The sequence below is a fragment of the Blautia sp. OM07-19 genome (assembly GCF_003481595.1).
GTDB classification, from domain to species: Bacteria; Bacillota; Clostridia; order Lachnospirales; family Lachnospiraceae; genus Blautia_A; species Blautia_A intestinihominis.
This window is the reverse complement of sequence record NZ_QULA01000043.1, coordinates 1-24,310: the sequence shown is the minus strand read 5'-3', so window position 1 is coordinate 24,310 and position 24,310 is coordinate 1. Positions and strand designations below refer to the sequence as shown.

Sequence of the window (24,310 nt, the reverse complement as noted above, 5' to 3'; positions counted from 1 at the left end):
AATTTGCGTGTCTAACTCATCACTGAAAGTAACGAGAATGCGACACGCAGTTATTCAAGTTTGATTATAGTTTACAACCTGAAGTTGACTTTAGGTCAAGAGGAAATTTTGTTTTGTTGTTTGTTTTGTTTTTATTTCACATAACATAAATGCTACAAATAACTTTTTCACTTTCATAATCCATTTCATGTAGCAGCTTTGCTTTTCGTAGAGACAGCCCATCCAGCCTGCACTCTTTGTATCACACTGCCATCGCGTGCATCGATCGTAAGAAGTGGAACGCCAGCGTCATCCATAGTCACGTTTCCTATAACAGGCCCATCCCCTGCTCCATTTCCATACTCATACTCCGGTTCTTCGGATGTCCATGTTCCATAGAAATCCCACACCGGGATCAGGATTGATTCTGTGTCATTGTCTCCGCTCTGCATACGCATATAGCCCAGCTGAACCTTAGTTATGGTCATCTCCGCACTCTGTGCATCGATGGATGGATAACGATAGTCACTTCCTCCATCGACAGAAATCAGTCTGTTCTTGTCTTCTGTCATGATCTGCAATGTGATCGTTTTTTCAAAAATGTCTTTAATCTCATCAAAAGGAAGTAAAAACAGCCCTTCATCTGAAATATTCGATGTTTCAATAGGATTTCTGTGTAAAAAGCTCTGAATTGTCCCACTGCAAAAATCCATCGTCAGTACTTCACTCTCCCATCCTTCGGACTGTCCTTCATGAAGTGTTCCATCTTCGTTTTCCCATTCGAGAGCCTGCTCATTAACAGGCAAAGATGTCTCTCTCACATAATTAACCGGGATCCCGTCTATCATCCGTTCAAAAATAAAATCATCTTTTTCCAAAGTAGTACTTCCTTCGGTAAGTTTTTTTGAGAAGCTTTCAAATATCTCCCAGTCCCCGGAAACAAGACTTGGTACCTTATCTTTTGCTTCTTTTTCAGACACTTTGCCGCTTCCTGCTTTTATATAATTTTGAAAACGTTCTTCCCTTTCTTTTTTCTCACTCGGTGCCAGGGTCATATCTCCACAATCGTCAAAGATAAACTTTGCGATCCGAAATCCAAGTTCCTTCACATCAGATTCCTGTTCACTCTTTGTATAAGAGTACCGATAGGTCAGTCCATCTACTGTATACGTCCCTGCCTGTTCATTCTCATTGTTCTCTTCCTGCACGGGCTGTCCTTTGCCGAATGTGTCTTTTATCTTATTCTGTTCCTCTTCAGAAATCAGCACTCTCTTTACTTTTTTTAAACAGATTGCATCTACATCTGGCACTTTTACCGGTGCATCCGCTGTCAAAGTAAACTTCATCGGATTTTCTTTATCCTCCCGCTCCGCTGATCTTAAGTCTGCCTGGATCGTTGCCTGATAAGTTTCCGGTGCCCCTACCTGTTCTGCAACTGTTTTCTGAACTGTTTCCTTGTTTTCTTCTTTTTTCTGGTCTGTTTTATCCTTTTCTTCCACAACAGCAGACTGGACAACACTGTCACATCCTGATACCACTAAAAGATTCATACACAGAACGGCTCCCATGAACATTTTTATTTTTTTCATCACTTCCCCATCCTTTCTTATCCATATTAAAAAGGTACCCTCTTCTTGTAGGAAAAGAGTACCATATTGCCTTTCTAATGTATTCATCAAAATGTAAACAACTTGTAAATCAGAAGACAACCCTTACCGTTGTCCCCTCTCCTGGCTGGCTTTCAATCTTCAGCTTTCCACCATGGATCTCTGCCACCTTCACACAAAGTGCCAGTCCAAGCCCGGAGCCGCCTTCTTTACGGCTTCGTGATTTGTCCACCATATAAAAGGCATCTGTGATCTTTCCCAGTTCTTCCTTCGGAATTCCTATTCCTGTATCAGACACCTCAAATATCTTTTTTCCAGATGTTTCATATGCCTTTACCAGAATACTTCCGCCGGCATCCGTGGCCTTTAGGGCATTATCGATCAGGTTTACCAGAAGGCTTTCCATCAAGGCAGGATCCATCTTCATGGAAAATGCTTCATATTCCATTTTTAGCTGCACCTTTTTCTTCTCTGCCTGTTCCTTTTCCATATCAATGACATGATTTAAAAGGTCCCCTGCCGGAGTCATTTCCATCTGTATGGTGTGGTTCTGATAAAGTCCCAGCAACTGTAGCATTTTCCCCGAAAGAGCCTCCAGACGTTTCCCCTCACGGTTAATGTGTTCCAGTGCCCGATCTTTCTGTTCGTCTTTTAGCTTTACATGACGCAGGGTATCTGAATAACCAATAATGGATGTTAACGGTGTTCTCATTTCATGGGAAAGTGCTCCCATAAGCAGTTCCTGTTTCTCTGCCACCTCCTGCAGTTTCTCCATCCGTTCCACAGTCCTTTTCATCATCATGTAAATAAAAAGACCGGCAATCAGAAACACTGCCATATAGATACCCGCAAACCAGACCGCTGTCTGCCTCAACTCTGTAAAGAGTTCCGTGACTTCCCGGACAGAGAGGACATCATATCCTTCTGGTTTAGATAAAGCCACTTTTTGAAGAAGAAGGTACTTCTTCCCCAATTTCTGTATCTTGTAAGCATATGGATCATTTTCATTCTTCAAGCCCAGATTTTCAATTCCTACAACTTCATAATCTGTCAGATTTTCAATAGCAGCATTGCTTTTCTTATCGATCAACGCCATGCCAGCCCCACAGCATCGTTGAAACTGAAATCCCATATAGGCTTTCTTTCCGGTCTCTGACATCTGTTCATATTTGCTGTTATCCCAAAATTGTTCCAGTAGCGCCTTCCCATTTTCCAATTGTCTCCCGTATGTCTCAGCGGCATTATTTAAACTTCGTTTTCCTGTGACAAAAACGCTTAGTGCGCCCACCGGGATCAGCGCGCACAATAAAGTTACCAGCATAAGAAGTACTGTCCGTTTCCACAGCTTCATACCTATTCCTCCAGACGATATCCAAGCTTCGGGATTGTCTTGATCTCGTCATAAAGTTCCAGTTTTTTTCTAAGCTGTCCGATATGAACATCTACTGTTCTACTTTCTCCCAGATAGTCTTCTCCCCAGACCCGTTTCAACAGTTCTTCCCTTCCAAGCGCAATGTTTTTATTTTGGAGTAGCAGCACAAAGAGGTCGTATTCCATTGGTTTCAAACCTACCGGAATTCCATCCTTTAAAACCTGGTGACTTTGCACATCCACCATAATATTTCGAATCGTCAATATTTTTCTGGCTCTTCCGGTCCTCTCCAACACTTTCTCCATGCGTACCAGAAGTTCCAGCATCTCAAATGGCTTTACCATATAATCTTCTGCACCCAGCCTTAATCCCTTTACCTTGGACGCAACATCATCCTTTGCGGTCAGGTAGATTACCGGAAGATTCCTCCTTTTAAAATCCTCCATCAGTGCAAACCCGTCTTTCCCCGGCAGCATGATATCCACCACTGCCAGATCTGCATCCTCATGCCATAAGAGCAGCCGCTGAGCTTCTTCCCCATCATAAGCTGCCACAGTCTCATACCCTGCCGCTTCCAGATTCATACACAACAATTCTGAAATTGCACGGTCATCCTCAATCACCAAAATTTTATTTTTCATTCCCGCAGCCACCTCTGGTACTTTTTCTACAGTATAGCTTTTTTTGCATCCTACGTCTACATGGCATTCTATCCTATATCCGTTTTCTCAGAGATCAGTGCTTTCATTTCTTCGTACTGTCGTTTTTCCACCAGGATTTTGTTTCCCTGTTTCCGGATCAGGCCTTGTTCTGAAAGTGTTTTGACTGCGCGGTTTATGCTTTTCAGACACATTCCGGTTTTATCTGCCAGGCTCTTCTGGCCTTCTTTTACACAAAGAATTCCATCTTTCTGATATTGCTCATAATGGTAAACAAGCAGCAGACATAAACGATCCGTCCCTTTCATCAGGAGAACGATGCGCTCATTTCTTGCCTGTTCCAGCAGATATTCGCCTATCAACTTGCTTTCGTATTTCAAAGCCTTTATATCTGAATATATCCACTTCTCAAACATTGCTCTTGAAATCTTCACCGCAATACTGTCGGTCACAGTTCGAAGTGATGTTTTGTACACATCCAGGTCCATGATGAATTCCATTCCGCCAAATGCATACATTTTTTGGAACTGCATAAAATCGTAGCTGACTCCAAGCACGCGATAATCTGTGGCTACGATCAGTCCCTCTACGATAAAATAGATCGTGTCTGCCGGATTGTTTTCTCTGATAAATGTTGTCCCTTTTTTTATTTTCTCTACAACCAATGAATCAATAAGCCAGTCAGGAGCAGTTTGAAAATATATTTCAAACTGCTCCCTCTTTTCCTGGCTTAAGGCTTTCAAAAAAGGACACTTTTGATATAAATACCGTTCTCCCATGTTCTTTTCTCCAATCAGAGCCACAGGGACGGTGTTTGTGCCACAAAACACCGTCCCCAATGGTTCACGCCAAGTCTTTCAAAATTGATTTTCCAATTGTGCCCTCTGGCATCTCCACGCCGAAGTTCTCTGCAATAGTCGCGCCGATCACCCCAAAAGTATCCTGGTTCTCGATTGCACCTGTTTCCTTCATCTTCTTTGAATATGCAACAAACGGCACATATTCTCTGGTATGATCAGTTCCGGTATAAGTCGGATCATTTCCATGGTCTGCTGTCAGGATGAGAAGATCATCTTCTCTCAGTTCATCCATGAGAGCTCCCAGGCCTTTGTCAAATTTCTCGATCTCATGGCCATATCCTTCCGGATTTCTTCTGTGTCCCCACAGGGCGTCAAAATCTACCAGATTGACAAAGCAGAGTCCGTGGAAATCTTCTTTACAGATTTCAAGCGTCTGCTGCATACCATGAACAGAACTGTCGGAATGGTGCGTCTCTGTGATTCCTTCGCCACAGAAAATATCATTGATCTTGCCGACACCGATCACATCAAGTCCTGCATCTTTTAATGCATTCAGCGCTGTTCTGCCAGTCGGTTTGAGTGCATAATCATGACGGTTACTGGTTCTCTTGAACTCGCCTTTTTTCTTTCCGACATAAGGTCTGGCAATAACTCTGCCGACTCTCCACTCATCTTTCATGGTCAGTTCTCTGGCGATCTCACAGCAGCGATACAGATTTGCAAGATCAAAAGTCTCCTCATTTCCACAGATCTGCAGTACAGAGTCAGCAGAAGTATAGACGATCATCGCTCCTGTATTGATTTCTTCCTCACCAAGTTCCTCGATGATCTCTGTACCGCTGGCACTCTTATTTCCAATGACACGCTTGCCACATCTCTTCTCCAGCTCATCGATCAGTTCTTTTGGAAATCCTGTTTCTGTAAAAGTGATAAATGGTTTCTCTGTGTAAATTCCCATCATCTCCCAATGTCCAGTCATGGTATCCTTGCCATTGCTGGTCTCGCTGATTCGCATATAGCGGCCCAGTGGCTTCTCTACACCTTCCATATTTCCACCTTTATGCAGATTCAGCATTCCAAGTTTCTGAAGATTTGGAATATCCAGTTTTCCCATCTTATCCAGGATATGTCCAAAAGTATCCACACCTTTGTCACCAAATTTTTCAGAATCCGGCATTGCGCCGATTCCAAGTGAATCCAGAACGATCACAAATACTCTCTTATAAGTTTCCATAAATACTCCTTTCTGCCTGTACGGCTCAGATCTGTATCAGCTTATCCGGTCTATTATTTTCCCTCGCCTTGTCTGCACGGATCAGTTCACGGATCGCCTGTACTGCAACCTGGATTGCCTTCTCTGTGTCATGTACTACCGGGTTTTCCAGTCCTAATTTTTCTCTTTCCTGATTTGCAAGTACCAGGAAACAGGAGCCTGCACGTACTCTTAAATGGCTTGCCACTACGAAGAGGGCAGCGGATTCCATCTCAGAAGCAAGGCAGCCGAGGCGTTTCCATGCTTCCCATTTGTTCATCAGTTCATAGCTGACCGGTTTTGTTTCCGGCTCATGCTGTCCATAAAATGCATCTTTACACTGAACTACACCTGTATAGAATTCGCAGCCCTCTTTCTTAGCTCCTTCCACAAGGGCATTAGTCACTTCCAGGTCTGCTACCGCCGGAAATTCGATCGGTGCATACTCTTTGCTGGTTCCCTCCATACGAATAGCACCTGTTGCAATGATAACATCTCCGCTCTTTACTTCTGGCTGCATTCCACCACAGGTTCCGATACGTACAAAAGTATCTGCACCGCAGCGATAAAGTTCTTCCATTGCAATAGAAGCAGACGGTCCGCCGATTCCGGTGGAAGTCACGCTTACCTTTACTCCGTCCAGAGTTCCGGTATAAGTCACATATTCACGATTGTCTGCCACAAAAACCGGATCATCAAAATATTTTGCGATTTTTTCGCAGCGTTTCGGATCTCCCGGTAAAATAACGTAACGTCCGACTTCTCCCTTACCTACCTGGATATGATACTGTTTGCTTGCGTCTTCTGAATAATTTTTCATGTTTTTTTCCTCTCTTTCCGGTAACTATATATCCTGTTTTCATTTCTTTTTGTTTTATCTCTGTCCCTTGTCGTATGGGATTCCTTCTGCCTTTGGTGCCCTTGATTTCTGTGAAATAAAAGCAAGCACGATAAGAGAAATAATGTATGGCAGCATATTATATAAGCTGCTTGGAAGTTTTAATGCTACAAGTGGTGCAAATCCGGTGTACACATTTGACAGTGCGCGGAAAAATCCAAATAACAGTGCTGCCAGTCCAATGTTGACCGGTCTCCACTGACCAAAGATCATAACTGCCAGTGCCAGGAAACCGAATCCTGCTACACCATTTTCAAATTTCCATTCACTTACACCTGCAGTGATGTAGACCAGACCGCCAAGACCGCCAAGTGCACCTGAGATCAGTACACCTGCATAACGCATCTTATAAACAGAGATACCTACGGAATCTGCTGCCTGCGGATGCTCTCCACATGCACATAAACGAAGACCAAACTTTGTCTTATATAATACTACATGTGAGGCAATGATTGCCAGTACAACAAGCAGCATAAACCAATTAAATTCAAAATCTCCGATCTTTACCAGAAATACCTGTTTCGCCTGACGATATACTACGGTAGAAGATACGTTATCTGGATTTTCTGCCACATTGATTGCTCTTACGATAACAACTGCCGCTGCTGTTCCCATTAAGTTCAATGCTGTTCCAACCAGTGTCTGATCTGCATTGAAGTGGATCGCCGCAACTCCAAGGAACAGTGAAAACACCATTCCGACCAGAGCACTTGTCAGCACGATCAGGATGAATAAAACGATTCCTGGTGTTGATGCCGGAATAAATTTCATTGCCAGAGCACCACCGAGTGCTCCCATTACCATAATACCTTCCAGACCGATATTAATTACACCGCTGTGCTCAGAAAAACAGCCTCCAAGGGCAACCAGAGCCAGAACGGATGCAAAGATCAATGTGTACTGAACTAATAATGTCATATTATTTCCGGCCTCCTTCCTCTACTTTTGCATTTCTTTCTTCTTTTTTGTCCAGGTAACGGTTAAACCAGATCTTGAAGAAGAATACAAACGCACACAGATAAATAATAAACGCTGAGATCAGATCAGAAATCTGTGTACAGTATGTTGTTGTATCTACATAAGTACCACCGCTGGTAATATGCTGGATAAAATAAGATGCAAAAATTGTTCCGATCGGGTTCAGGCCTCCAAGAAATGCCGCTGCGATCCCATTGAATCCCATCCCCGGCACACTCGTCTGCTGCACCATCCACTGTTCAATTCCGCTTAAGTAGAAGATTCCTGCACCAAAGCCTGCAAGACCTCCGGAGATCATCATAGTAACGATGATATTTCTTTTTTCACGCATACCGCAGTATTTTGCAGCCAGTTTATTGATTCCTGTTGCCTTTAATTCAAAACCGAATTTTGTTTTCTGCAGCACGACCCATACAATGATCGCTACGATAACTGACATCGGTACACCGATCGTCATATATTTATTGTGAAACAGTTCATTTAATCCGGCTGTCGGAAGCATTGCGCTCTTGTTGTAGCTGAATAATAATTTTGTATATGGTGTAGAACCATCCTTTACCTGTGATAATAACATATTAATGCTGTAAAGAGAAATCCAGTTTAGCATAATACAGGAAATTACTTCATTTACATTCAGATATGCCTTTAATGCGCCTGAAATCCCGCCTATAAGAGCAGCCATAACTACTGCTGTTATCAGGCATACATACCACGGCATGTTAAACTTTAATGCCATATACAGGCATCCGCCTGCACCGATCACATACTGGCCTGCAGCACCGATATTGAACAGGCCTACTTTGTAGGCAAATATAACAGATAATGCACACATCAAAAGTGCAGATGCTTTTATCAACGTCGTTCCAAAATATTTCGTCGCCGCTGCGGCATTCGGATAATAGAAAAAGTTTTTCAAGATCGCAGTGATCGCTTTTCCTGCTCCGGCAGGTGAAATGATCAGCAGTACGACAAATCCAATGATAAAACCTATGATAATACAGATCAGAGATGCCAGTACCGTCTGAAATCCATTATTTCTCAGAAATTTCTGTTTTTTATCCATTTTCTTTTGTCCCCTTTCTCTTCGAACCTGCCATGTATAATCCAAGCTCTTCCACGGATACTTTTTTCGGGTCAAATTCTCCGACGATCTCGCCCTCATACATGACCAGAATGCGGTCTGAGACATTCATGACCTCATCCAGTTCAAGACTTACCAGTAATACACCTTTTCCTGCATCACGCTCAGCCACAAGCTGTTTGTGAATGTATTCGATCGCACCGACATCCAATCCTCTGGTCGGCTGTACTGCGATCAGGAATTTCGGATCTTTGTCGATTTCTCTCGCGATGATCGCTTTCTGCTGATTTCCTCCGGACATGGAACGTACTGTTGTGATCGGTCCCTGACCGGAACGGATATCGTACTGTTTGATCAGACGATCCGCATACTTTCTGATTTCTTTTCTCTTCAGGAAACCGAAGCGGTCTGTAAACTGTGGTTCGAAATAACGTTCCAGAACAATGTTGTCTTCCAGTGAATAATCAAGTACCAGGCCATGTTTATGCCTGTCTTCCGGAATATGGCTCATGCCGGAAGTGATACGTTTGCGGATCGGCATATTGGTAATATCCTGACCATTCATTGTGATCGTTCCTTCTTTTAACGGTTCCAGTCCGGACAGACCGTATACCAGTTCTGACTGGCCATTTCCGTCAATTCCTGCTATGCATACGATCTCTCCTCTTCTGACATCAAAAGATACATTATTTACAGCATTATTCTTATGCTGTTTTGATGCAACCGTCATATTTTTTACGCTTAATACAACATCTCCTGTTTTGGCCGGCTTTTTGTCGACAATAAAGTTTACATCTCTTCCAACCATCATTGCGGAAAGTTTTTCCGGAGTAGTATCTTTGATATCTACGGTTCCGATGTATTTTCCTTTTCGAAGAACGCTGCAGCGGTCTGCTACTGCCATGATCTCAGCCAGTTTATGAGTGATAAACAAAATGCTCTTTCCCTCTGCCGCCAGATTTTTCATGATCACCATGAGCTCCTGGATTTCCTGCGGAGTAAGTACTGCTGTCGGCTCATCAAAGATCAGGACTTCATTATCACGATACAGCATTTTCAGGATTTCCGTTCTCTGCTGCATACCCACGGTGATATTTTCGATCTTTGCATCCGGGTCAACGGCAAGTCCGTACTTCTCAGACAGCTCTACTACTTTTTTTCTTGCTTCGTCTTTCTTAAGGAAGCCACCTTTTGTCGTAGTTTCTACTCCAAGCATAATGTTATCCAGTACAGAAAAGCATTCTACTAATTTAAAATGCTGATGGACCATACCAATTCCAAGTTCATTGGCATCATTCGGGTCCTGGATCTCAACTTTTTTACCGTCTTTGTGGATCTCTCCTTCTTCCGGCTGATACAATCCAAACAAAACACTCATCAGCGTTGATTTTCCGGCACCATTTTCTCCAAGCAGTGCATGGATCTCACCTCTTTTTAGCTGAAGTGTAATATTGTCATTCGCTACAATACCCGGAAAGCGTTTTGTTATATTTAACATCTCAATAACATACTCGCTCATTATTTTCCTCCTTTATTTCATCGCTTATTATTCCTGTTATTTAATGCTGCCGTAATCGGTCGCTGTGATCTCTGTTTCCGGGAATGTTGTGCTGTCACTTGAGACTTCATATTCTCCGTTGTACATTCTCTCTACCAGTTTCTGATAATCTTCTTTTGTAAAAGTATCATCCCACTGTGTCGTCTCTTCCGGAAGCTGTACATAGTTTTCAGCCGGGTCCGGTGATTCCATTCCAAGGTTTTCGATCTTTCCTACGTACTCATCCCATTCGTCATTCAGGATCGCATCAAGTACATTGTCAATGGTGACCTGCAGGCCTTTCATCGCAGATGTCACGGTCAGTCCGTCTTTGTACTCATTGATCGTTACTGACTGATGTAGGACGGATTTTGCGGACATTCAAAATAAAAAAGAATGTGGAGGTAACAGACAATGGCAAAATCATTATTTGAGGAACTGGGCGGCAAATACGAAAGGCAAGGGGATTATTTGATACCGTGCTTAACTGTACCCGCCGAAGAAGAACAGGCAATAGGCATCTGGGGGCAACGGCATTTAGATTATCTAAAACAGTACCGTAAAGTTACATACACCAATCTTCTTACAAGCGGCAGGCTAAACGCCTACCTTGCCGACATCAACAGACAGGCACAGGAACGCTTTGAAAGGCTCATAGAGGGTATGAAACAGGCACAGGGCATAACGGAACAGCTAAAGGCAGAAAACGCCTTAGAATGGACAGGATGCCTCAATAACATAAGGGCTTGTGCGAGGGAGATTGTGGAAAAGGAAATTATTTTTGCATAAACAGATGATTAGTGGCAGGGGGAAATCCTGCCGCTTTTTCTGCTTTAGTTTGTCAGCTTGACAAATAAAGGGTTAAGGAATATAATTAGATTCAGTATTATACAAGGAGTTAATAAATATGCGGCAAGGTATTCTTAAATAAACTGTCAATTTGATAGTGGGAACAAAAAGTAGCAGTCCCGTTTCACTTTTAATATGGGGCTTAGTTTTTTGTACCCAGTTTAAGAATACTTTTATCATGTAATTTTATATGCCCGAAAACATATAAGTGTTTTGGGGCTATTGGAGTTATTTACCCAGTGATAGGAGTATTTATCACTGGGTATTTTTATGCCCTTTTTTGGGTGTTGATAGGAGGAAAATCACATGAAAATAATTAACTTAGGCATTCTGGCTCACGTTGACGCAGGAAAGACAACATTAACGGAAAGTTTATTGTATACCAGTGGTGCAATTGCAGAACTAGGGAGCGTAGATGAAGGCACAACAAGGACAGATACAATGAATTTGGAGCGTCAAAGGGGAATCACTATCCAGACAGCAGTGACATCTTTTCAGTGGGAGGATGTAAAAGTCAACATTATAGATACGCCAGGCCATATGGATTTTTTGGCGGAAGTATACCGTTCTTTATCCGTATTAGACGGAGCAGTATTATTAGTTTCTGCAAAGGATGGCATACAGGCACAGACCCGTATACTGTTTCATGCACTACAGATAATGAAGATTCCGACAATTTTTTTCATCAATAAAATTGACCAAGAGGGGATTGATTTGCCAATGGTATATCGGGAAATGAAAGCAAAGCTTTCTTCGGAAATTATAGTGAAGCAAAAGGTTGGGCAGCATCCCCATATAAATGTAACGGACAATGACGATATGGAACAGTGGGATGCGGTAATTATGGGAAACGATGAACTATTAGAGAAATATATGTCAGGGAAACCGTTTAAAATGTCAGAACTGGAACAGGAAGAAAACAGGAGATTCCAAAACGGAACGTTATTTCCCGTTTATCACGGAAGCGCTAAAAACAATCTGGGGATTCGGCAGCTTATAGAAGTAATTGCCAGTAAATTTTATTCATCAACGCCTGAAGGTCAATCTGAACTATGCGGGCAGGTTTTTAAGATTGAATATTCAGAGAAAAGGCGGCGTTTTGTTTATGTGCGTATATATAGCGGAACATTGCATTTGAGGGATGTTATTAGAATATCTGAAAAAGAGAAAATAAAAATCACAGAGATGTATGTTCCGACAAACGGTGAATTATATTCATCCGATACAGCCTGCTCTGGTGATATTGTAATTTTACCAAATGATGTTTTGCAGCTAAACAGTATTTTGGGGAACGAAATACTGTTGCCGCAGAGAAAATTTATTGAAAATCCTCTCCCTATGCTCCAAACAACGATTGCAGTAAAGAAATCTGAACAGCGGGAAATATTGCTTGGGGCACTTACAGAAATTTCAGATGGCGACCCTCTTTTAAAATATTATGTGGATACTACAACGCATGAGATTATACTTTCTTTTTTGGGGAATGTGCAGATGGAAGTCATTTGTGCCATCCTTGAGGAAAAATATCATGTGGAGGCAGAAATAAAAGAGCCTACTGTTATATATATGGAAAGACCGCTTAGAAAAGCAGAATATACCATCCACATAGAAGTCCCGCCAAATCCTTTCTGGGCTTCTGTCGGGTTGTCCATAGAGCCGCTCCCTATTGGAAGCGGAGTGCAGTATGAAAGCAGAGTTTCACTTGGATATTTAAATCAATCGTTCCAAAATGCGGTTATGGAGGGGGTTCTTTATGGCTGCGAGCAGGGGCTGTATGGATGGAAAGTGACAGACTGTAAAATCTGTTTTGAATATGGATTGTATTATAGTCCTGTAAGTACCCCCGCAGACTTTCGGCTGCTTTCCCCTATCGTATTGGAGCAGGCTTTAAAAAAAGCAGGGACAGAACTATTAGAGCCATATCTCCACTTTGAAATTTATGCACCGCAGGAATATCTCTCACGGGCGTATCATGATGCTCCAAGGTATTGTGCAGATATTGTAAGTACTCAGATAAAGAATGACGAGGTCATTCTGAAAGGAGAAATCCCTGCTAGATGTATTCAAGAATACAGGAACGATTTAACTTATTTCACAAATGGGCAGGGAGTCTGCTTGACAGAGTTAAAAGGATACCAGCCAGCTATTGGTAAATTTATTTGCCAACCCCGCCGCCCGAATAGCCGTATAGATAAGGTTCGGCATATGTTCCACAAGTTAGCTTAACAGCTTGCAAAAGTCATATAAAATGAGATTTGAAAGGATTAGAGACTAATTATGATGAAATGCGAATGGATATTGTGTCCTGTTTGTGGGAGCAAAACCCGTAATAAAATTAGGAAGGACACTGTTTTGGAGAATTATCCCCTTTATTGTCCAAAATGCAGACAAGAAAGATTGATTAAAGTTGACAACTTGAAGATAACTGTCATCAAAGAGCCAGACGCTTAAGACGCAGAGCCGATGAAATTGTGGAACAATTCACGAATCATCGGCTCTTTTTGTTTCGTATTTGAAAGAACAAACTCACCAAATAAAAAAAACGATATTCGGGTGGGTTATTTTGTTATACCCTAAATTACCCTCTGAATTTGTTTTTAAATTTGGAGGGATTTTTTTATGTCCTTTTTTCGGGCAGTTATCTATCTGCTCATACGAAGCAAAATTTATCAATACATAGCATATCAGAGAACGGCAGGAAACCAGTTAAAAAAATTTCTGCCAGTGCAACGGTACTTCTCACCTTGAAAGTAGAAGTACAATCTCCATACAATAGAATTACTATTTCCTATAACCGTAAAGGTCACAGAGCCTTTGCGGTTTTTCTTTTGTCGATTTTTGTTGGAAAGTGCCGTAGGGCTGTTTCTGATATGCGGTGTCGTTCTCCGCCTCTCCATCTGGATTTTTTACATTTCAAAAATTCAGATGGGAGGTATTTATGGTGAAATATGCACCAAGAAAGGTATATATCAGAGAAAGTGGCGGCTATGTGGAATTATCCTACACGGAGTTCTGCCGTTGCAGGGAATCCGACCAGACCTATATGGACAAGCTGTTTATCCCCATTCAAGGCTGTCTGCTTGAAGTCGTGAGGGAGCAATACACAGACTTCTACCGTGACAAGGAACGGTGGCGTTATCTGCAAAAATTAGATACAAAGAATAGACTGCTATCTCTCGACGGATTTACGGACAGCGAGGGGAATCCTCTGGACTTTATCACTGATGAAGCGGTGGACATTGCAGAAACCGTTGTCAATGCGGTCATGGTGGACAGGCTGAAAGCCGCCCTGCCTTTGCTGTCGGATAGTGAACAGGAGCTGATACAGGCAATCTTTTTTGACGGACTTTCCGAGCGTGAAGTCGGGGCGAGGTTGGGCATAACCCAGAGCGTTGTAAACAAACGCAAAGCCAGAATCCTAATAAAACTAAGAAAGATAATAGAAAATTAAAATTTAAGGCGTTCAGCCCCCTTGTTTTTTCCTTTGGGAAGATGAGGGGGCTTTTCTCTGCCCTCTCAATCAATTCTGATTGGAGGAAGTAAGAATGGCATACAACCACGGACGGGAGGACAGGAAATGGCGTATCTGGAAAGAAGCGGAGGAAAAGCTGCTGCGTGAGTGCGGCGTTGATGAAGCGACCATTGAGCAGATACGCATGGCGGACAGGGCAGACTTCAATTCCAACAGGCGGTTTTACCGATGGACGAATGACGTTGCGGAATATCTTGAGGACATGGCAGGCAGGGAGCGGCAGGCGGAAGTGGGTACGGTTGCGGAGTTACTGGAAGAGATTGAGAGCGAAAATCTCTATCAAGTATTAGTCACGGTGGACGGGCGTACCTTGAAAATCGTCCTGCTGAAAATGCAGGGGTATTCCACAAAGGAGATTGCCCCGCTTGTGCATTTGACGACTGGTGCCATCTATGCGAGGTTAGACCATCTGCGGAAGAAGCTGCGGAAAATTTTATAGCTTCTAAAACAGCCTGCCATCCTGCGGGCTACTGGGTGAGGGATGGAAATCCCCTCACTCATTTTTTGCAGGAGGACAACAGGATGGCATACAGGGTTAAGGCATACACGCTTCGGGAGGAATCCACGGAAAGCGGCACAAGGTATTTTATCAGCTTTAAGGACGGGCAGGGCAAATCCCACGAGTTGGAAGTGTCGGAACAGTTCTTTATGGAGTTTCGGCAGATGGAGCGCAGGAACAGGAATCTTTTCTAATGGGACGAGCGGCACAGGGAGTTTAACGAGGTATGGGACGAAACCCTTTACAGACGGGCGTTGCGTGTGCCTAAGAGCCTTGATGAACGCATGGTTGAGGAAGAACGGAATGAAACGCTCTATAAGGCGGTTGGGAGCCTTCCAGAGATACAAAGGCGGCGTTTCCTGCTCTACTACGAGTATGAGTTCAATTTTTACCAAATCGCCGCTATGGAGCATTGCACCGCTTCGGCAATACAGAAATCTGTTGCGATTGCAAAGGAGAAAGTAAAGGCGGAAATTGAAGAAATATCTCCAACCGTGACCGACACCGCCCGAAAAAGAAATCTGTTTTTTATTTGTGTGGGATTGGCGGCATTACATACTCTCACTTTTTTCCGTGGGAGTAAATCTATTTTTAAGGAGGTCAACGCCTATGTGCAACGAAAACAAAGACACCGCCCGAAAGGAGGAAAGCCATGCAGAAGTTACAGACAGTCAACGCCGAAACGCTCCTTTATGAACCGCTTGAGAAACCATCCTTTGTGGTGGACAGCCTTATCCCGACAGGCTTATCGCTGTTCTGCGGCTCACAGAAGATAGGCAAAAGCTGGCTCATGCTGAAGCTATGCTTATGCGTGTCGCAGGGAATCCCTTTATGGGATATGCCGACAATGGAGGGCGATGTGCTTTACCTCTGCCTTGAGGACACGTTCTGCCGCATACAGGACAGGTTATTTCGTTTGACGGACGAAGCAAGCGGGCGGCTCCACTTTGCCGTGGCAAGCTGCAAGCTGTCAGACGGTCTTATCGTGCAGCTTGAAGATTATCTGAAAGATTACCCAGACAGCAGGCTCATTGTCATTGATACCTTGCAGAAAGTCCGTACAGCTTCAAAAGACAATGCCTATGCAAGCGACTATGGGGACATCTCCCTCATCAAAGACTTTGCCGACAGGCACTCTCTGGCGGTCATTGTCGTACACCACATCCGAAAGCAGAATGACAGCGACGTGTTCAACAAGGTGTCTGGGACGACAGGATTAACGGGGAGTGCGGACGCTACCTTTGTTCTGGAAAAGGAGAAACGTGCGTCTGACACCGCCAAGCTGTATGTGACGGGCAGGGACACGCCTTATCAGGAATACACGCTGCGTTTCCGTGATTGCCGTTGGGAGCTTGTGGAGCGGAAAACGCAGGAGCAGCTTGCGAAAGAAACGATACCAGATGTCCTTTTTCGGTTGGTGGATTTTATGAGGGATAAGGAAGAATGGATAGGCACGGCAACGGAACTGTTAGCCGCTATGGGGGAAACGGAAACCATACCCACGGTGATTACGAAATGGCTGAATGAATACCGCACCACATTTTTAAGCGAGAACCGTATCTGCTACCAGTACAGCCGCAGGAAAGACGGCAGGCGGATTGCCCTTGCAAGGAGGGCGGGTGACAGCGGTGATGGTGGTGACAGCGATATTAGGATACCCCCCTGTTACTGTCATTGACGCTTAAAGCCATGTAAAGCTGGCGGCTCTGCCCTGCGGGTGACAGCAGTGACGGTGGTGACAGTGATTTTAGGATACCCTGCCGCTGTCATCCCTACGGGAGAACACCCCGTAAACGCAAAATGCAGGCGTGAGATTTACTCGCCCTTTTCGGTCGTGTAAAACCACCCCTGCGGTCAGAAAAATCATTCCGATTTTTCCGACTGCGTTTACAGGGTGTAACACACTACACTTTGCCCTGCAAAGTCGTGTGCCAGACGTTCCCTCTGGACTCCCTTAAGGCAGGGCTGTGCCCTGCTATCCTACGCCTTACGGCTTCGGATAAAAGAATGGCGGCATGACGGTGACGGCTCTTGCGAGGGGGGTATCCCAAAAACACCGTCATCATCGACATGACCGTCATGCAGGGGGTGAGGGTGACAGTTGCGGCAGTCGGCAGGGGGTATCCCAAAACTGCTGTCACCACCGTCACCGCTGTCACCCCAAAGGACGGTCACCCGCCGAAAGAAAGGAGGAATCCGCCTATGCCTTATGCAATCCTGCGTTTCCAGAAACGAAAAGCGGGCGGCGTTGCGGCTTGTGAACGCCACAACGAGCGGAAGAAAGAAGCCTACAAAAGCAACCCAGATATAGATATGGAACGCTCTAAAAACAATTACCATCTCATAGCACCACCAAAGTACACCTACAAGAAAGAGATTAACCGCATGGTAGCCGAAGCGGGGTGCAGGACAAGGAAAGACAGCGTGATGATGGTGGAAACGCTCATCACAGCTTCACCAGAATTTATGAACCAGTTACCGCCCGAAGAACAAAAAGCGTATTTCCAGACGGCTCTTGACTTCATTTCGGAGCGTGTTGGAAAGCAGAATATCCTCTCCGCTGTCGTCCATATGGACGAGAGAACGCCCCATATGCACCTCTGCTTTGTGCCGATTACGCCAGACAATAAGCTGTCAGCGAAAGCTATCTTAGGCAACCAGAAATCATTATCCGAGTGGCAGACCGCCTACCATGAGCGGATGTCCTCACGGTGGAATCAGCTTGAACGGGGGCAGTCCTCAATGGAAACCAAGCGGAAACACGTCCCCACATGGCTCTATAAATTAGGCGGCAGGCTTGATAAACAGTATGAAGAAATCGTGTCTGCCCTATCCGACATCAACGCCTTTAACGCAGGGAAGAAAAGGGATAAAGCGTTAGATTTACTCTCTGCATGGCTGCCAGACGTGGAGAAATTCTCTAAGGAAATCGGGAAACAGCAGGCGTATATCGACAGTTTGAAAGAGAGAATTGGGCAGGAATCAGACTATGCGGGGCGTATGCGTGATGAAAAGTACGAGCAGGAACTAAAGGTGCAGAAAGCGAATCAGAAGATATTTGAATTGCAGAGAACCAACGAGCAGATGGGGCGGCTGCTGTCAAAAATACCGCCCGAAGTGTTGGAAGAATTGCAGAAAAATCATAGAAGCAGAGCGAAAGAAAGGTAGATATGTGAATGAAGAAACAGGATTTTAAGGTGTTAAAGACCAAAGACTTGTACCCGTTCCCCGACAATCCGTTTCATGTGGCAGAAGATGAAACACTGTCAGAGTTAGCGGAAAGCATCAAGGAATTTGGCATTGTCACGCCGATAATCACACGCCCGAAAGAGGACGGGGACGGTTATGAAGTGATTGCAGGACAGCGGCGTGTCCGTGCTTCTGAACTTGCAGGGATAAATACCGTGCCTGCGTTTGTCCTGCCCTTAGACCGTGACCGAGCCATCATCACCCTTGTAGACAGCAATTTGCAGCGTGAGAATATCCTGCCATCGGAGCGGGCGTTTGCTTACAAGATGAAATCCGAAGCCATGAAGCGGCAGGGTTTCCGCACAGACTTAACCTCGTCACAAGTTGTGACGAAGTTGCGGACGGACGACAAGGTGGCACAGGGCTTCGGCGTGGGCAGGATGACCGTGCAGCGTTTTATCCGCCTGACGGAACTGATACCGCCGATTTTGCAGATGGTGGACGAGGGGAAAATCGCCCTCACGCCTGCGGTGGAACTGTCCTTCTTGAAGAAAGACGAGCAGGAAAACCTCTTTGCCACGATGGAGAGCGAAGAAGCAACGCCCTCACTCTCACAGGCACAGCGGATGAAACAGTTAAGCCAGAGCGGGCGGCTTGACATGGATACGATATTTGCGATTATGACGGAGGAAAAGGGCAACCAGAAAGAAACCTTGAAAATCAACACAAGCAAGCTGAAAAAATACTTTCCGAAGAACACAACGCCGAAGCAGATGGAGGAAACCATCATCAAACTTTTGGAGCGTGAGTTGCAGAGGAAACGCAACCGTGACAGCCGCTAATCTTCTTTTTTCGGGAAGTAAATACAGAGAGTTGAGGTATGGAGAATGAGAGAAATCCAGTATGAAATCGTAAAGGAAATCGCAGTATTGTCTACGGGCGACAGTGGCTACACAAAGGAAATCAATCTCATTTCATGGAATGGGAAAGAGCCGAAGTATGACATCCGCAGCTTTTCCCCGAACCGTGAAAAGTGCGGCAAGGGAATCACGCTGAACGCTGATGAAGCGGCGGCACTCCTTAAAGCATTACAGAAAGAATTAAACAGCGAGGATTAATGGTATCTGATTGGCAGGGCGGGGACATTTCCAAACTCTTCCCTGCCCTGTCTGGAAAGGAAGATTTAAGTATGGGCGAGGATAAGAAAGCAGATAAAAAGAGAAAGCGTATCGTGCCAAAAGCACCAGTGCAGATGATAATCAGCCGTGAATATGTCGGCACACAGACCGTTACAGAAGCGTTTGTCCCGATTATCTCCGAGGATATTCGGAAGAAGATTGCCGAGGGCGACACCTTCGACAATGAGGGGCTGTCCGCTTAGAATGTACGCAATGGGACATGAAAACAGATAGGACAGATACGGAGGTTTTACAGTATGGCAGGAATCAAAGAAGAAAAGAAAATCTATTTAGTCGGCATTTATTGCCGCTTATCTAAAGACGATGGTACGGATAACGAGAGTGCGAGCATTGCGACACAGAAATCCATCCTCACGGATTATGTGAAAAAGCAGGGATGGCACATAGCAAAAACGTATGTGGACGATGGTTATTCTGGTACAAATTTCCAAAGACCAAGTTTCCAGAATATGATAAAAGACATTGAAAGCGGTCTGATAAACTGCGTGATTACGAAAGATTTATCCCGTCTGGGGAGAAACTATCTTGATTGTGGGTTATATCTGGAAGTTTTCTTCCCAGAGCATAACGTGAGGTATATAGCGGTCAATGACGGCGTAGATACCTTGAATAAATCTGCTATGGACATCACGCCTTTCCGCAACATTTTAAACGAAATGTATGCCGCTGACATATCTGTTAAGATAAAATCGGCATATCGGGCGAGGTTTCAACAGGGGAAATTCATGGGAACTACCGCCCCTTATGGCTATATCAAAGACCCTGCCGACCACAACCATCTGCTGATAGATGATAAAGTGGCACATGTTGTAAAAGAGATATTCGACCTTGCATTAAAAGGGAATGGAGTTGCCAAAATTTGCAGACATCTTAATAAACAGCATATCCTACGCCCTGCCGCTTATGCGGCGGAGCGTGGCGAAACAGGCTTTGAACGTCATTTTGAGGGGAACGAGGACAAACGCTATATTTGGAGTGGGAACAGCGTGAGGAGCATTTTAAGAAGCCCGATATATGCGGGAAATCTTGTAGGCTACAAACGGATTGCCGCCAATATGAAAAGCAAGAAACGCCCCTCTAAGCTGCCCGAAGAATGGGAAGTGATACCCAATACCCATGAGGGAATAGTCACGCAGGAGGAATTTGATATTGTCCAACAGCTTATTACAAGTCGTAGGCTTCCACAGAACAAGGGAGGATTTGTAAATATTTTTGCAGGCGTTATCAAGTGTGTGGACTGCGGATGTGCTCTGCGGGCAATGAACGTACACAGGAGGAAACGCCCAGAGATTATCGACTGTGTACAGTATTCATGTAATAATTATGCAAGAAACGGAAGAAGCGAGTGTAGTGCCCACAATATAGAAGCAAGGGATTTATTCAATGCCGTTCTTGCCGACATCAACTGTTTTGCGGATATGGCAGTGAATGATGAAAAGGCGGTCAGGGCCATAGAAAAGCGGCTCACGGAAACAGACCAGAGCAGGGCGAAAGCATTAGAGAAAGAACGTAAGAAGCTGAACAAACGCCTTGCGGAACTGGACAGGCTGTTTTCCTCTCTCTACGAGGATAAGGTCATGGAGCGTATTACCGAGCGGAATTTTGAGATGATGTCGGGGAAATACCAGAAAGAGCAGCTTGAAATTGAAGCAAGGCTGAAAGAGGTGACGGAAACTCTTAATGAAAGCTACGAGAAATCACGGGGAATCCGTGACTTCCTCGCCCTTATCCGAAATTATCAAGGCTTAAAAGAACTGGATGCAACAGTTATAAACGCACTCATAGACAAGATACTTGTTTCGGAGCGTGAGAAGATGGCAGACGGAACAGTGAAGCAGGAAATCAAGATTTACTATAAATTCATCGGCTTTGTCGATGAATTACATATCATACCTACAAAACGGTGGGCAGCAATGCCCGCTAAAAATTGTACGGTGTGCGGCGTTGAATATGTCCCGGGCTCTGGTGCATCAAGGTATTGTCCTGCTTGTGCCAAGAAGATACGGAGGGAGAAATCAAACGAGAGCAAACGCAGGAGCAGAGAACAGAAAAGGATAGCATGTATGAACTGTCCGCAAAAAATGACCGACTGATCCAGGTCAACACCGATTACTTTTCCACCGGTCTTGACTGCCGCCTCTGCCGCTGAAGTATAGATACCTCCACCACAGGCAAATACGACTTCTACACCTTTTGATCCATACCAGGTATCCATGTAAGCTGTGATATCTGCATCTCCATAGAACTGTCCGCCGCATACATATTCGACCTGCACTTCATCGGTAATTCCAAGTTCTTTTGCCGCTGCATCCGCGCCCTGTACGTATCCGTATCCATAACGGTTGACCGCCGGAACAGACATTCCTCCGAGGAATCCCAGATGACGGTAGCCAAGCATTACTGCCGCATAACCTGCCATAAATCCAGAAAGCTCTTCCTGATAAGTACAGCAGTATACGTTATCTTCGTTGTAGTAATCGGTCACATTGTAGTGATCCGGATTATAGTCATATCCTTCTCCGATACCTTTTTCGCAGATATCACCGGCACTTACGTCCAGTGCCAGAAATTTAACTTCCGGATAAAGATCCGATTCATCGATCACAGTCGGGGCAAATACGTAGCCGGATAATACGATCACATTCGCGCCATCCGCTACTGCCTGATCCACACTTGCTGTTCTTGCTTCATCGGAGTCACTCTGTGGTTTGTAATAGTTGAATTCAATATCGTTTTCTTTTCCCCATGCCTTACATGCCTCGTAAGTCATCTGATTGAAGCTCTGGTCGGTGATATCACCAGAGTCTGTTACCATTGCTACTTTCATTTTTTGTTCAGAAGCATCAGCCGCATTTTTGTCCTGTGTACTTCCGCATCCTGCCAGCGATCCAGTAATCGCTGCTGCTAATAATATTGCCATTATTTTCCGTTTCATTATGGCGTCTCCCTTCATGTTTTTTTGATTTTGTCATCCGCATTTGTTAGTTCAAAGTATAAGCGGCGTTGGTCCTTTTTTCATAGGACACATGTCTTTTTTTAGAAGTGCTTTCGATATTTCGTTGCTTTTTGATAATTTGCTGCGTTGGTTTTTAGTTATTTTATACAATTGAGGATGCCTGATTTCCACAAAAAAATCCTTCTGATATAAAATCAAAAGGATTTTTTTAATAAGCATTTTCTCAATGTGTCAGGTCCTTCACCCACTTATACTTCCGGAAATGTTGAAGCACCCAGGGCAGTTTGCCGACTTCATCGATGCAGGTACAGGCTTGACACTCCCCACAGCTAAAGCAGAGGGATTCTTGCTTCTACCACTACTGCATTGGTGAATACCTTACGGTACTGCAATGTCTTACACAGTGTCCACAAGCTGGATTATACTGTTCCCGTATGCCCTACGGTACAGTTTTCTGTCTTTATGCATACTGCATCTGCAGTCCTTTTTTCAGGATATTGATGCCTGCATTCATATCCCGGTCATGGACCACGTGACATTCTGGGCACTCCCAGATACGAATACGCAGATTTTTTACCAGAGGATTCTGGCAGCCACAGCAGCTGCAGGTCTGGCTGCTCGGATACATCGTTGGTACTCTGCAGATCTCATTTCCATACCAGACTGCCTTATATTCCAGCATTTTGAAAAACTTTGCCCAGGAAACACTTGCTATGGATCTTGCCAGTTTATGGTTACGGAGCATCCCCTTCACATTCAGGTCTTCGATACAGATGGTTTGGTTTTCACGCACCAGCAGCGTTGACTGTTTCTGCAGGAAATCATTCCTTTGATTGGTTATCTTCTCATGTACTCTGGCAACTCTGATCCGCTGTTTGTCGCGGTTCTGGGAACCTTTCTGCTTCCGGGAAAGTCTGCGCTGCTCTCTTATGAGTTTTCGCATAGAGCGTTCCAGATATCCGGGATTTGATACTGTATTACCATTACTGTCGGAATAGAACTCTTTGATCCCAACATCAATCCCGATCATTCCGCCATTATTTTGACGTGAGTCCGGTTCGAAGTCAACATTCAGGACCGCAAAATATTTCCCTGACGGCGTATGCTCAATGGTCACATGATGGATCTTTCCAATTTCCATCGACTGACGCACTTTGACAAAACCAAGTTTTGGAAGTTTGATATATCTTCCCACAATGCGGATATTATCTTTTTGGTTTATGGTCCTGTATGACTGGAACCGGTTATGTTTACTTTTGAAGATTGGATGGGACGCCCTCTTTTGAAAAAAATTCACAAATCCCCGGTCGAGATCCCGTAAAGACTGCTGTAATGCAATGGAATCAGCTTCCTTCAGAAAAGCAAACTCTTCCTGTTTTTTCAGTTCCGTCAGCATGGCGGACGTCTGGGTATAGCCGATCTTTTTCCCATTTTCATAGCCTTCCTTACGCATGGCAAGCCCCCGGTTATAGATGAGCCGGCAGCATCCCAGTGTTCTGTGGATGAGGTTTTTCTGTTCTCTGTTCGGGTAGATCCTGAATTTGATTCCTTTTTGCATTATCCCATCTTGTCCTTTTGTCTCTGCGATGTTTTCTGGTTCTCAATATACTGCTTTACTGTTTCCAGCGGGGCACCGCCCACGGTAGATACAAAATAGCTGTTTGTCCACAGGGTCGGCATCTTGGTTTTAAGATACGGAAATTCCTGTCTTAAGATCCTGGACGTATAGCCTTTGAAAGATTTTACAGCTTTGTGGATGCCCAGCTGAGGATCTACTTCCAGCAGCATATGAACATGATCTGGCATGATTTCCATTTCCAGAATGTCTACAGAAAGATTTGCAGCATACTCTGTGAGCAGCTCCTTCAGCCGGACATCTACACCATTAGTTAATACTTTTCGTCTATATTTTGGGCACCATAC

General features: G+C 44.4%; 22 protein-coding genes and 3 pseudogenes. 12 read left to right on the top strand and 13 right to left on the bottom strand.

Annotation, left to right across the window (positions count from 1 at the left end; translation table 11 throughout):
• Positions 1–185: 185 nt before the first annotated feature.
• From DXC01_RS18115 to DXC01_RS18070, 10 genes are all read right to left on the bottom strand, one after another.
• Positions 186–1,568: a DUF6034 family protein gene (locus DXC01_RS18115; RefSeq protein ID WP_118699535.1), complete on the bottom strand. Its 1,383-nt coding sequence runs from the start codon at positions 1,566–1,568 to the stop codon at positions 186–188.
• 109 nt (positions 1,569–1,677) lie between these two features.
• Positions 1,678–2,937, bottom strand: a complete 1,260-nt coding sequence (locus DXC01_RS18110) for a sensor histidine kinase (protein ID WP_118251866.1) — start codon at positions 2,935–2,937, stop codon at positions 1,678–1,680.
• Between the two features lie 2 nt (positions 2,938–2,939).
• Positions 2,940–3,599 (bottom strand): response regulator transcription factor, encoded by a 660-nt coding sequence (locus DXC01_RS18105; RefSeq protein ID WP_118251867.1) that lies wholly within the window; start codon positions 3,597–3,599, stop codon positions 2,940–2,942.
• Between the two features lie 68 nt (positions 3,600–3,667).
• On the bottom strand, positions 3,668–4,396 hold the full coding sequence (locus DXC01_RS18100) for a Crp/Fnr family transcriptional regulator (RefSeq protein ID WP_118699534.1): 729 nt from the start codon (positions 4,394–4,396) through the stop codon (positions 3,668–3,670).
• Between the two features lie 64 nt (positions 4,397–4,460).
• Positions 4,461–5,651 carry a phosphopentomutase gene (locus DXC01_RS18095; RefSeq protein WP_118699533.1) on the bottom strand — a complete coding sequence of 397 codons (1,191 nt, stop codon included), beginning with the start codon at positions 5,649–5,651 and terminating at the stop codon, positions 4,461–4,463.
• A 25-nt stretch (positions 5,652–5,676) separates the two neighbouring features.
• Positions 5,677–6,489 carry a uridine phosphorylase gene (udp, locus tag DXC01_RS18090; RefSeq protein WP_118699532.1) on the bottom strand — a complete coding sequence of 271 codons (813 nt, stop codon included), beginning with the start codon at positions 6,487–6,489 and terminating at the stop codon, positions 5,677–5,679.
• 54 nt (positions 6,490–6,543) lie between these two features.
• On the bottom strand, positions 6,544–7,485 hold the full coding sequence (locus DXC01_RS18085) for an ABC transporter permease (RefSeq protein WP_118699531.1): 942 nt from the start codon (positions 7,483–7,485) through the stop codon (positions 6,544–6,546).
• A gap of 1 nt (position 7,486) precedes the next feature.
• Positions 7,487–8,608 carry an ABC transporter permease gene (locus DXC01_RS18080; protein WP_118251868.1) on the bottom strand — a complete coding sequence of 374 codons (1,122 nt, stop codon included), beginning with the start codon at positions 8,606–8,608 and terminating at the stop codon, positions 7,487–7,489.
• Positions 8,601–10,145 (bottom strand): ABC transporter ATP-binding protein, encoded by a 1,545-nt coding sequence (locus DXC01_RS18075; RefSeq protein WP_022214128.1) that lies wholly within the window; start codon positions 10,143–10,145, stop codon positions 8,601–8,603. The genes DXC01_RS18080 and DXC01_RS18075 overlap by 8 nt, the downstream gene beginning before the upstream one ends.
• A 36-nt stretch (positions 10,146–10,181) precedes the next feature.
• Complete coding sequence (locus DXC01_RS18070) at positions 10,182–10,481, bottom strand: hypothetical protein (RefSeq protein ID WP_118699530.1); 300 nt, start codon at positions 10,479–10,481, stop codon at positions 10,182–10,184.
• Positions 10,482–10,577: 96 nt separating this feature from the next.
• Between DXC01_RS18070 and DXC01_RS18065 the strand changes: the two genes are divergently transcribed.
• From DXC01_RS18065 to DXC01_RS18000, 12 genes and pseudogenes are all read left to right on the top strand, one after another.
• A complete protein-coding gene (locus tag DXC01_RS18065; protein ID WP_001129922.1) occupies positions 10,578–10,952 on the top strand; it encodes a TnpV protein in 375 nt (124 codons plus the stop codon).
• 366 nt (positions 10,953–11,318) lie between these two features.
• Positions 11,319–13,238 carry a tetracycline resistance ribosomal protection protein Tet(O) gene (tet(O), locus tag DXC01_RS18060; RefSeq protein WP_005357924.1) on the top strand — a complete coding sequence of 640 codons (1,920 nt, stop codon included), beginning with the start codon at positions 11,319–11,321 and terminating at the stop codon, positions 13,236–13,238.
• 51 nt (positions 13,239–13,289) lie between these two features.
• On the top strand, positions 13,290–13,463 hold the full coding sequence (locus DXC01_RS18055; RefSeq protein ID WP_002779755.1) for a cysteine-rich KTR domain-containing protein: 174 nt from the start codon (positions 13,290–13,292) through the stop codon (positions 13,461–13,463).
• 490 nt (positions 13,464–13,953) lie between these two features.
• Complete coding sequence (locus tag DXC01_RS18040; RefSeq protein WP_105116765.1) at positions 13,954–14,463, top strand: sigma-70 family RNA polymerase sigma factor; 510 nt, start codon at positions 13,954–13,956, stop codon at positions 14,461–14,463.
• 94 nt (positions 14,464–14,557) lie between these two features.
• Positions 14,558–14,983: a sigma-70 family RNA polymerase sigma factor gene (locus DXC01_RS18035; protein WP_000323895.1), complete on the top strand. Its 426-nt coding sequence runs from the start codon at positions 14,558–14,560 to the stop codon at positions 14,981–14,983.
• Positions 14,984–15,066: 83 nt separating this feature from the next.
• Positions 15,067–15,541, top strand: a pseudogene (locus tag DXC01_RS18030) (RNA polymerase sigma factor).
• A 154-nt stretch (positions 15,542–15,695) separates the two neighbouring features.
• Positions 15,696–16,728, top strand: a pseudogene (locus DXC01_RS18025) (AAA family ATPase).
• A gap of 517 nt (positions 16,729–17,245) precedes the next feature.
• Complete coding sequence (gene mobV, locus DXC01_RS18020) at positions 17,246–18,211, top strand: MobV family relaxase (RefSeq protein WP_001820668.1); 966 nt, start codon at positions 17,246–17,248, stop codon at positions 18,209–18,211.
• An 8-nt stretch (positions 18,212–18,219) separates the two neighbouring features.
• Complete coding sequence (locus DXC01_RS18015) at positions 18,220–19,074, top strand: ParB/RepB/Spo0J family partition protein (RefSeq protein WP_000743700.1); 855 nt, start codon at positions 18,220–18,222, stop codon at positions 19,072–19,074.
• 45 nt (positions 19,075–19,119) lie between these two features.
• On the top strand, positions 19,120–19,350 hold the full coding sequence (locus DXC01_RS18010) for a YdbC family protein (RefSeq protein WP_001206986.1): 231 nt from the start codon (positions 19,120–19,122) through the stop codon (positions 19,348–19,350).
• A gap of 71 nt (positions 19,351–19,421) precedes the next feature.
• Entirely contained in the window at positions 19,422–19,613 is a 192-nt protein-coding gene (locus tag DXC01_RS18005) for a hypothetical protein (RefSeq protein ID WP_001820669.1), read from the top strand.
• A gap of 54 nt (positions 19,614–19,667) precedes the next feature.
• Positions 19,668–21,524 (top strand): recombinase family protein, encoded by a 1,857-nt coding sequence (locus DXC01_RS18000; RefSeq protein ID WP_001820670.1) that lies wholly within the window; start codon positions 19,668–19,670, stop codon positions 21,522–21,524.
• Between the two features lie 50 nt (positions 21,525–21,574).
• On the opposite strand, the pseudogene DXC01_RS21125 reads toward DXC01_RS18000, so the two are convergent.
• The 3 genes and pseudogenes from DXC01_RS21125 to tnpA form a co-directional block, all read right to left on the bottom strand.
• Positions 21,575–22,201, bottom strand: a pseudogene (locus tag DXC01_RS21125) (BMP family lipoprotein); the annotation flags it as partial.
• 646 nt (positions 22,202–22,847) lie between these two features.
• Positions 22,848–23,945, bottom strand: coding sequence for an IS200/IS605 family element RNA-guided endonuclease TnpB (gene tnpB / locus DXC01_RS17985; RefSeq protein ID WP_118699528.1), 1,098 nt, complete (start codon positions 23,943–23,945; stop codon positions 22,848–22,850).
• A partial coding sequence (gene tnpA / locus DXC01_RS17980; protein ID WP_118699527.1) for an IS200/IS605 family transposase occupies positions 23,945–24,310 on the bottom strand: 366 nt, incomplete at its 5' end. The genes tnpA and tnpB, both read right to left, overlap by 1 nt.

What these genes read in the sequence shown, in the direction of transcription:
- DXC01_RS18080 (WP_118251868.1), bottom strand. Translation starts at nt 8,608, where the DNA reads ATGGATAAAAAACAGAAATTTCTGAGAAATAATGGATTTCAGACGGTA.
- DXC01_RS18085 (WP_118699531.1), bottom strand. Translation starts at nt 7,485, where the DNA reads ATGACATTATTAGTTCAGTACACATTGATCTTTGCATCCGTTCTGGCT.
- DXC01_RS18075 (WP_022214128.1), bottom strand. Translation starts at nt 10,145, where the DNA reads ATGAGCGAGTATGTTATTGAGATGTTAAATATAACAAAACGCTTTCCG.
- DXC01_RS18015 (WP_000743700.1), top strand. Translation starts at nt 18,220, where the DNA reads ATGAAGAAACAGGATTTTAAGGTGTTAAAGACCAAAGACTTGTACCCG.
- DXC01_RS18100 (WP_118699534.1), bottom strand. Translation starts at nt 4,396, where the DNA reads ATGGGAGAACGGTATTTATATCAAAAGTGTCCTTTTTTGAAAGCCTTA.
- mobV (WP_001820668.1), top strand. Translation starts at nt 17,246, where the DNA reads ATGCCTTATGCAATCCTGCGTTTCCAGAAACGAAAAGCGGGCGGCGTT.
- DXC01_RS18010 (WP_001206986.1), top strand. Translation starts at nt 19,120, where the DNA reads ATGAGAGAAATCCAGTATGAAATCGTAAAGGAAATCGCAGTATTGTCT.
- udp (WP_118699532.1), bottom strand. Translation starts at nt 6,489, where the DNA reads ATGAAAAATTATTCAGAAGACGCAAGCAAACAGTATCATATCCAGGTA.
- tnpB (WP_118699528.1), bottom strand. Translation starts at nt 23,945, where the DNA reads ATGCAAAAAGGAATCAAATTCAGGATCTACCCGAACAGAGAACAGAAA.
- DXC01_RS18005 (WP_001820669.1), top strand. Translation starts at nt 19,422, where the DNA reads ATGGGCGAGGATAAGAAAGCAGATAAAAAGAGAAAGCGTATCGTGCCA.
- DXC01_RS18095 (WP_118699533.1), bottom strand. Translation starts at nt 5,651, where the DNA reads ATGGAAACTTATAAGAGAGTATTTGTGATCGTTCTGGATTCACTTGGA.
- DXC01_RS18105 (WP_118251867.1), bottom strand. Translation starts at nt 3,599, where the DNA reads ATGAAAAATAAAATTTTGGTGATTGAGGATGACCGTGCAATTTCAGAA.
- DXC01_RS18000 (WP_001820670.1), top strand. Translation starts at nt 19,668, where the DNA reads ATGGCAGGAATCAAAGAAGAAAAGAAAATCTATTTAGTCGGCATTTAT.
- DXC01_RS18055 (WP_002779755.1), top strand. Translation starts at nt 13,290, where the DNA reads ATGATGAAATGCGAATGGATATTGTGTCCTGTTTGTGGGAGCAAAACC.
- DXC01_RS18110 (WP_118251866.1), bottom strand. Translation starts at nt 2,937, where the DNA reads ATGAAGCTGTGGAAACGGACAGTACTTCTTATGCTGGTAACTTTATTG.
- DXC01_RS18035 (WP_000323895.1), top strand. Translation starts at nt 14,558, where the DNA reads ATGGCATACAACCACGGACGGGAGGACAGGAAATGGCGTATCTGGAAA.
- DXC01_RS18115 (WP_118699535.1), bottom strand. Translation starts at nt 1,568, where the DNA reads ATGAAAAAAATAAAAATGTTCATGGGAGCCGTTCTGTGTATGAATCTT.
- DXC01_RS18065 (WP_001129922.1), top strand. Translation starts at nt 10,578, where the DNA reads ATGGCAAAATCATTATTTGAGGAACTGGGCGGCAAATACGAAAGGCAA.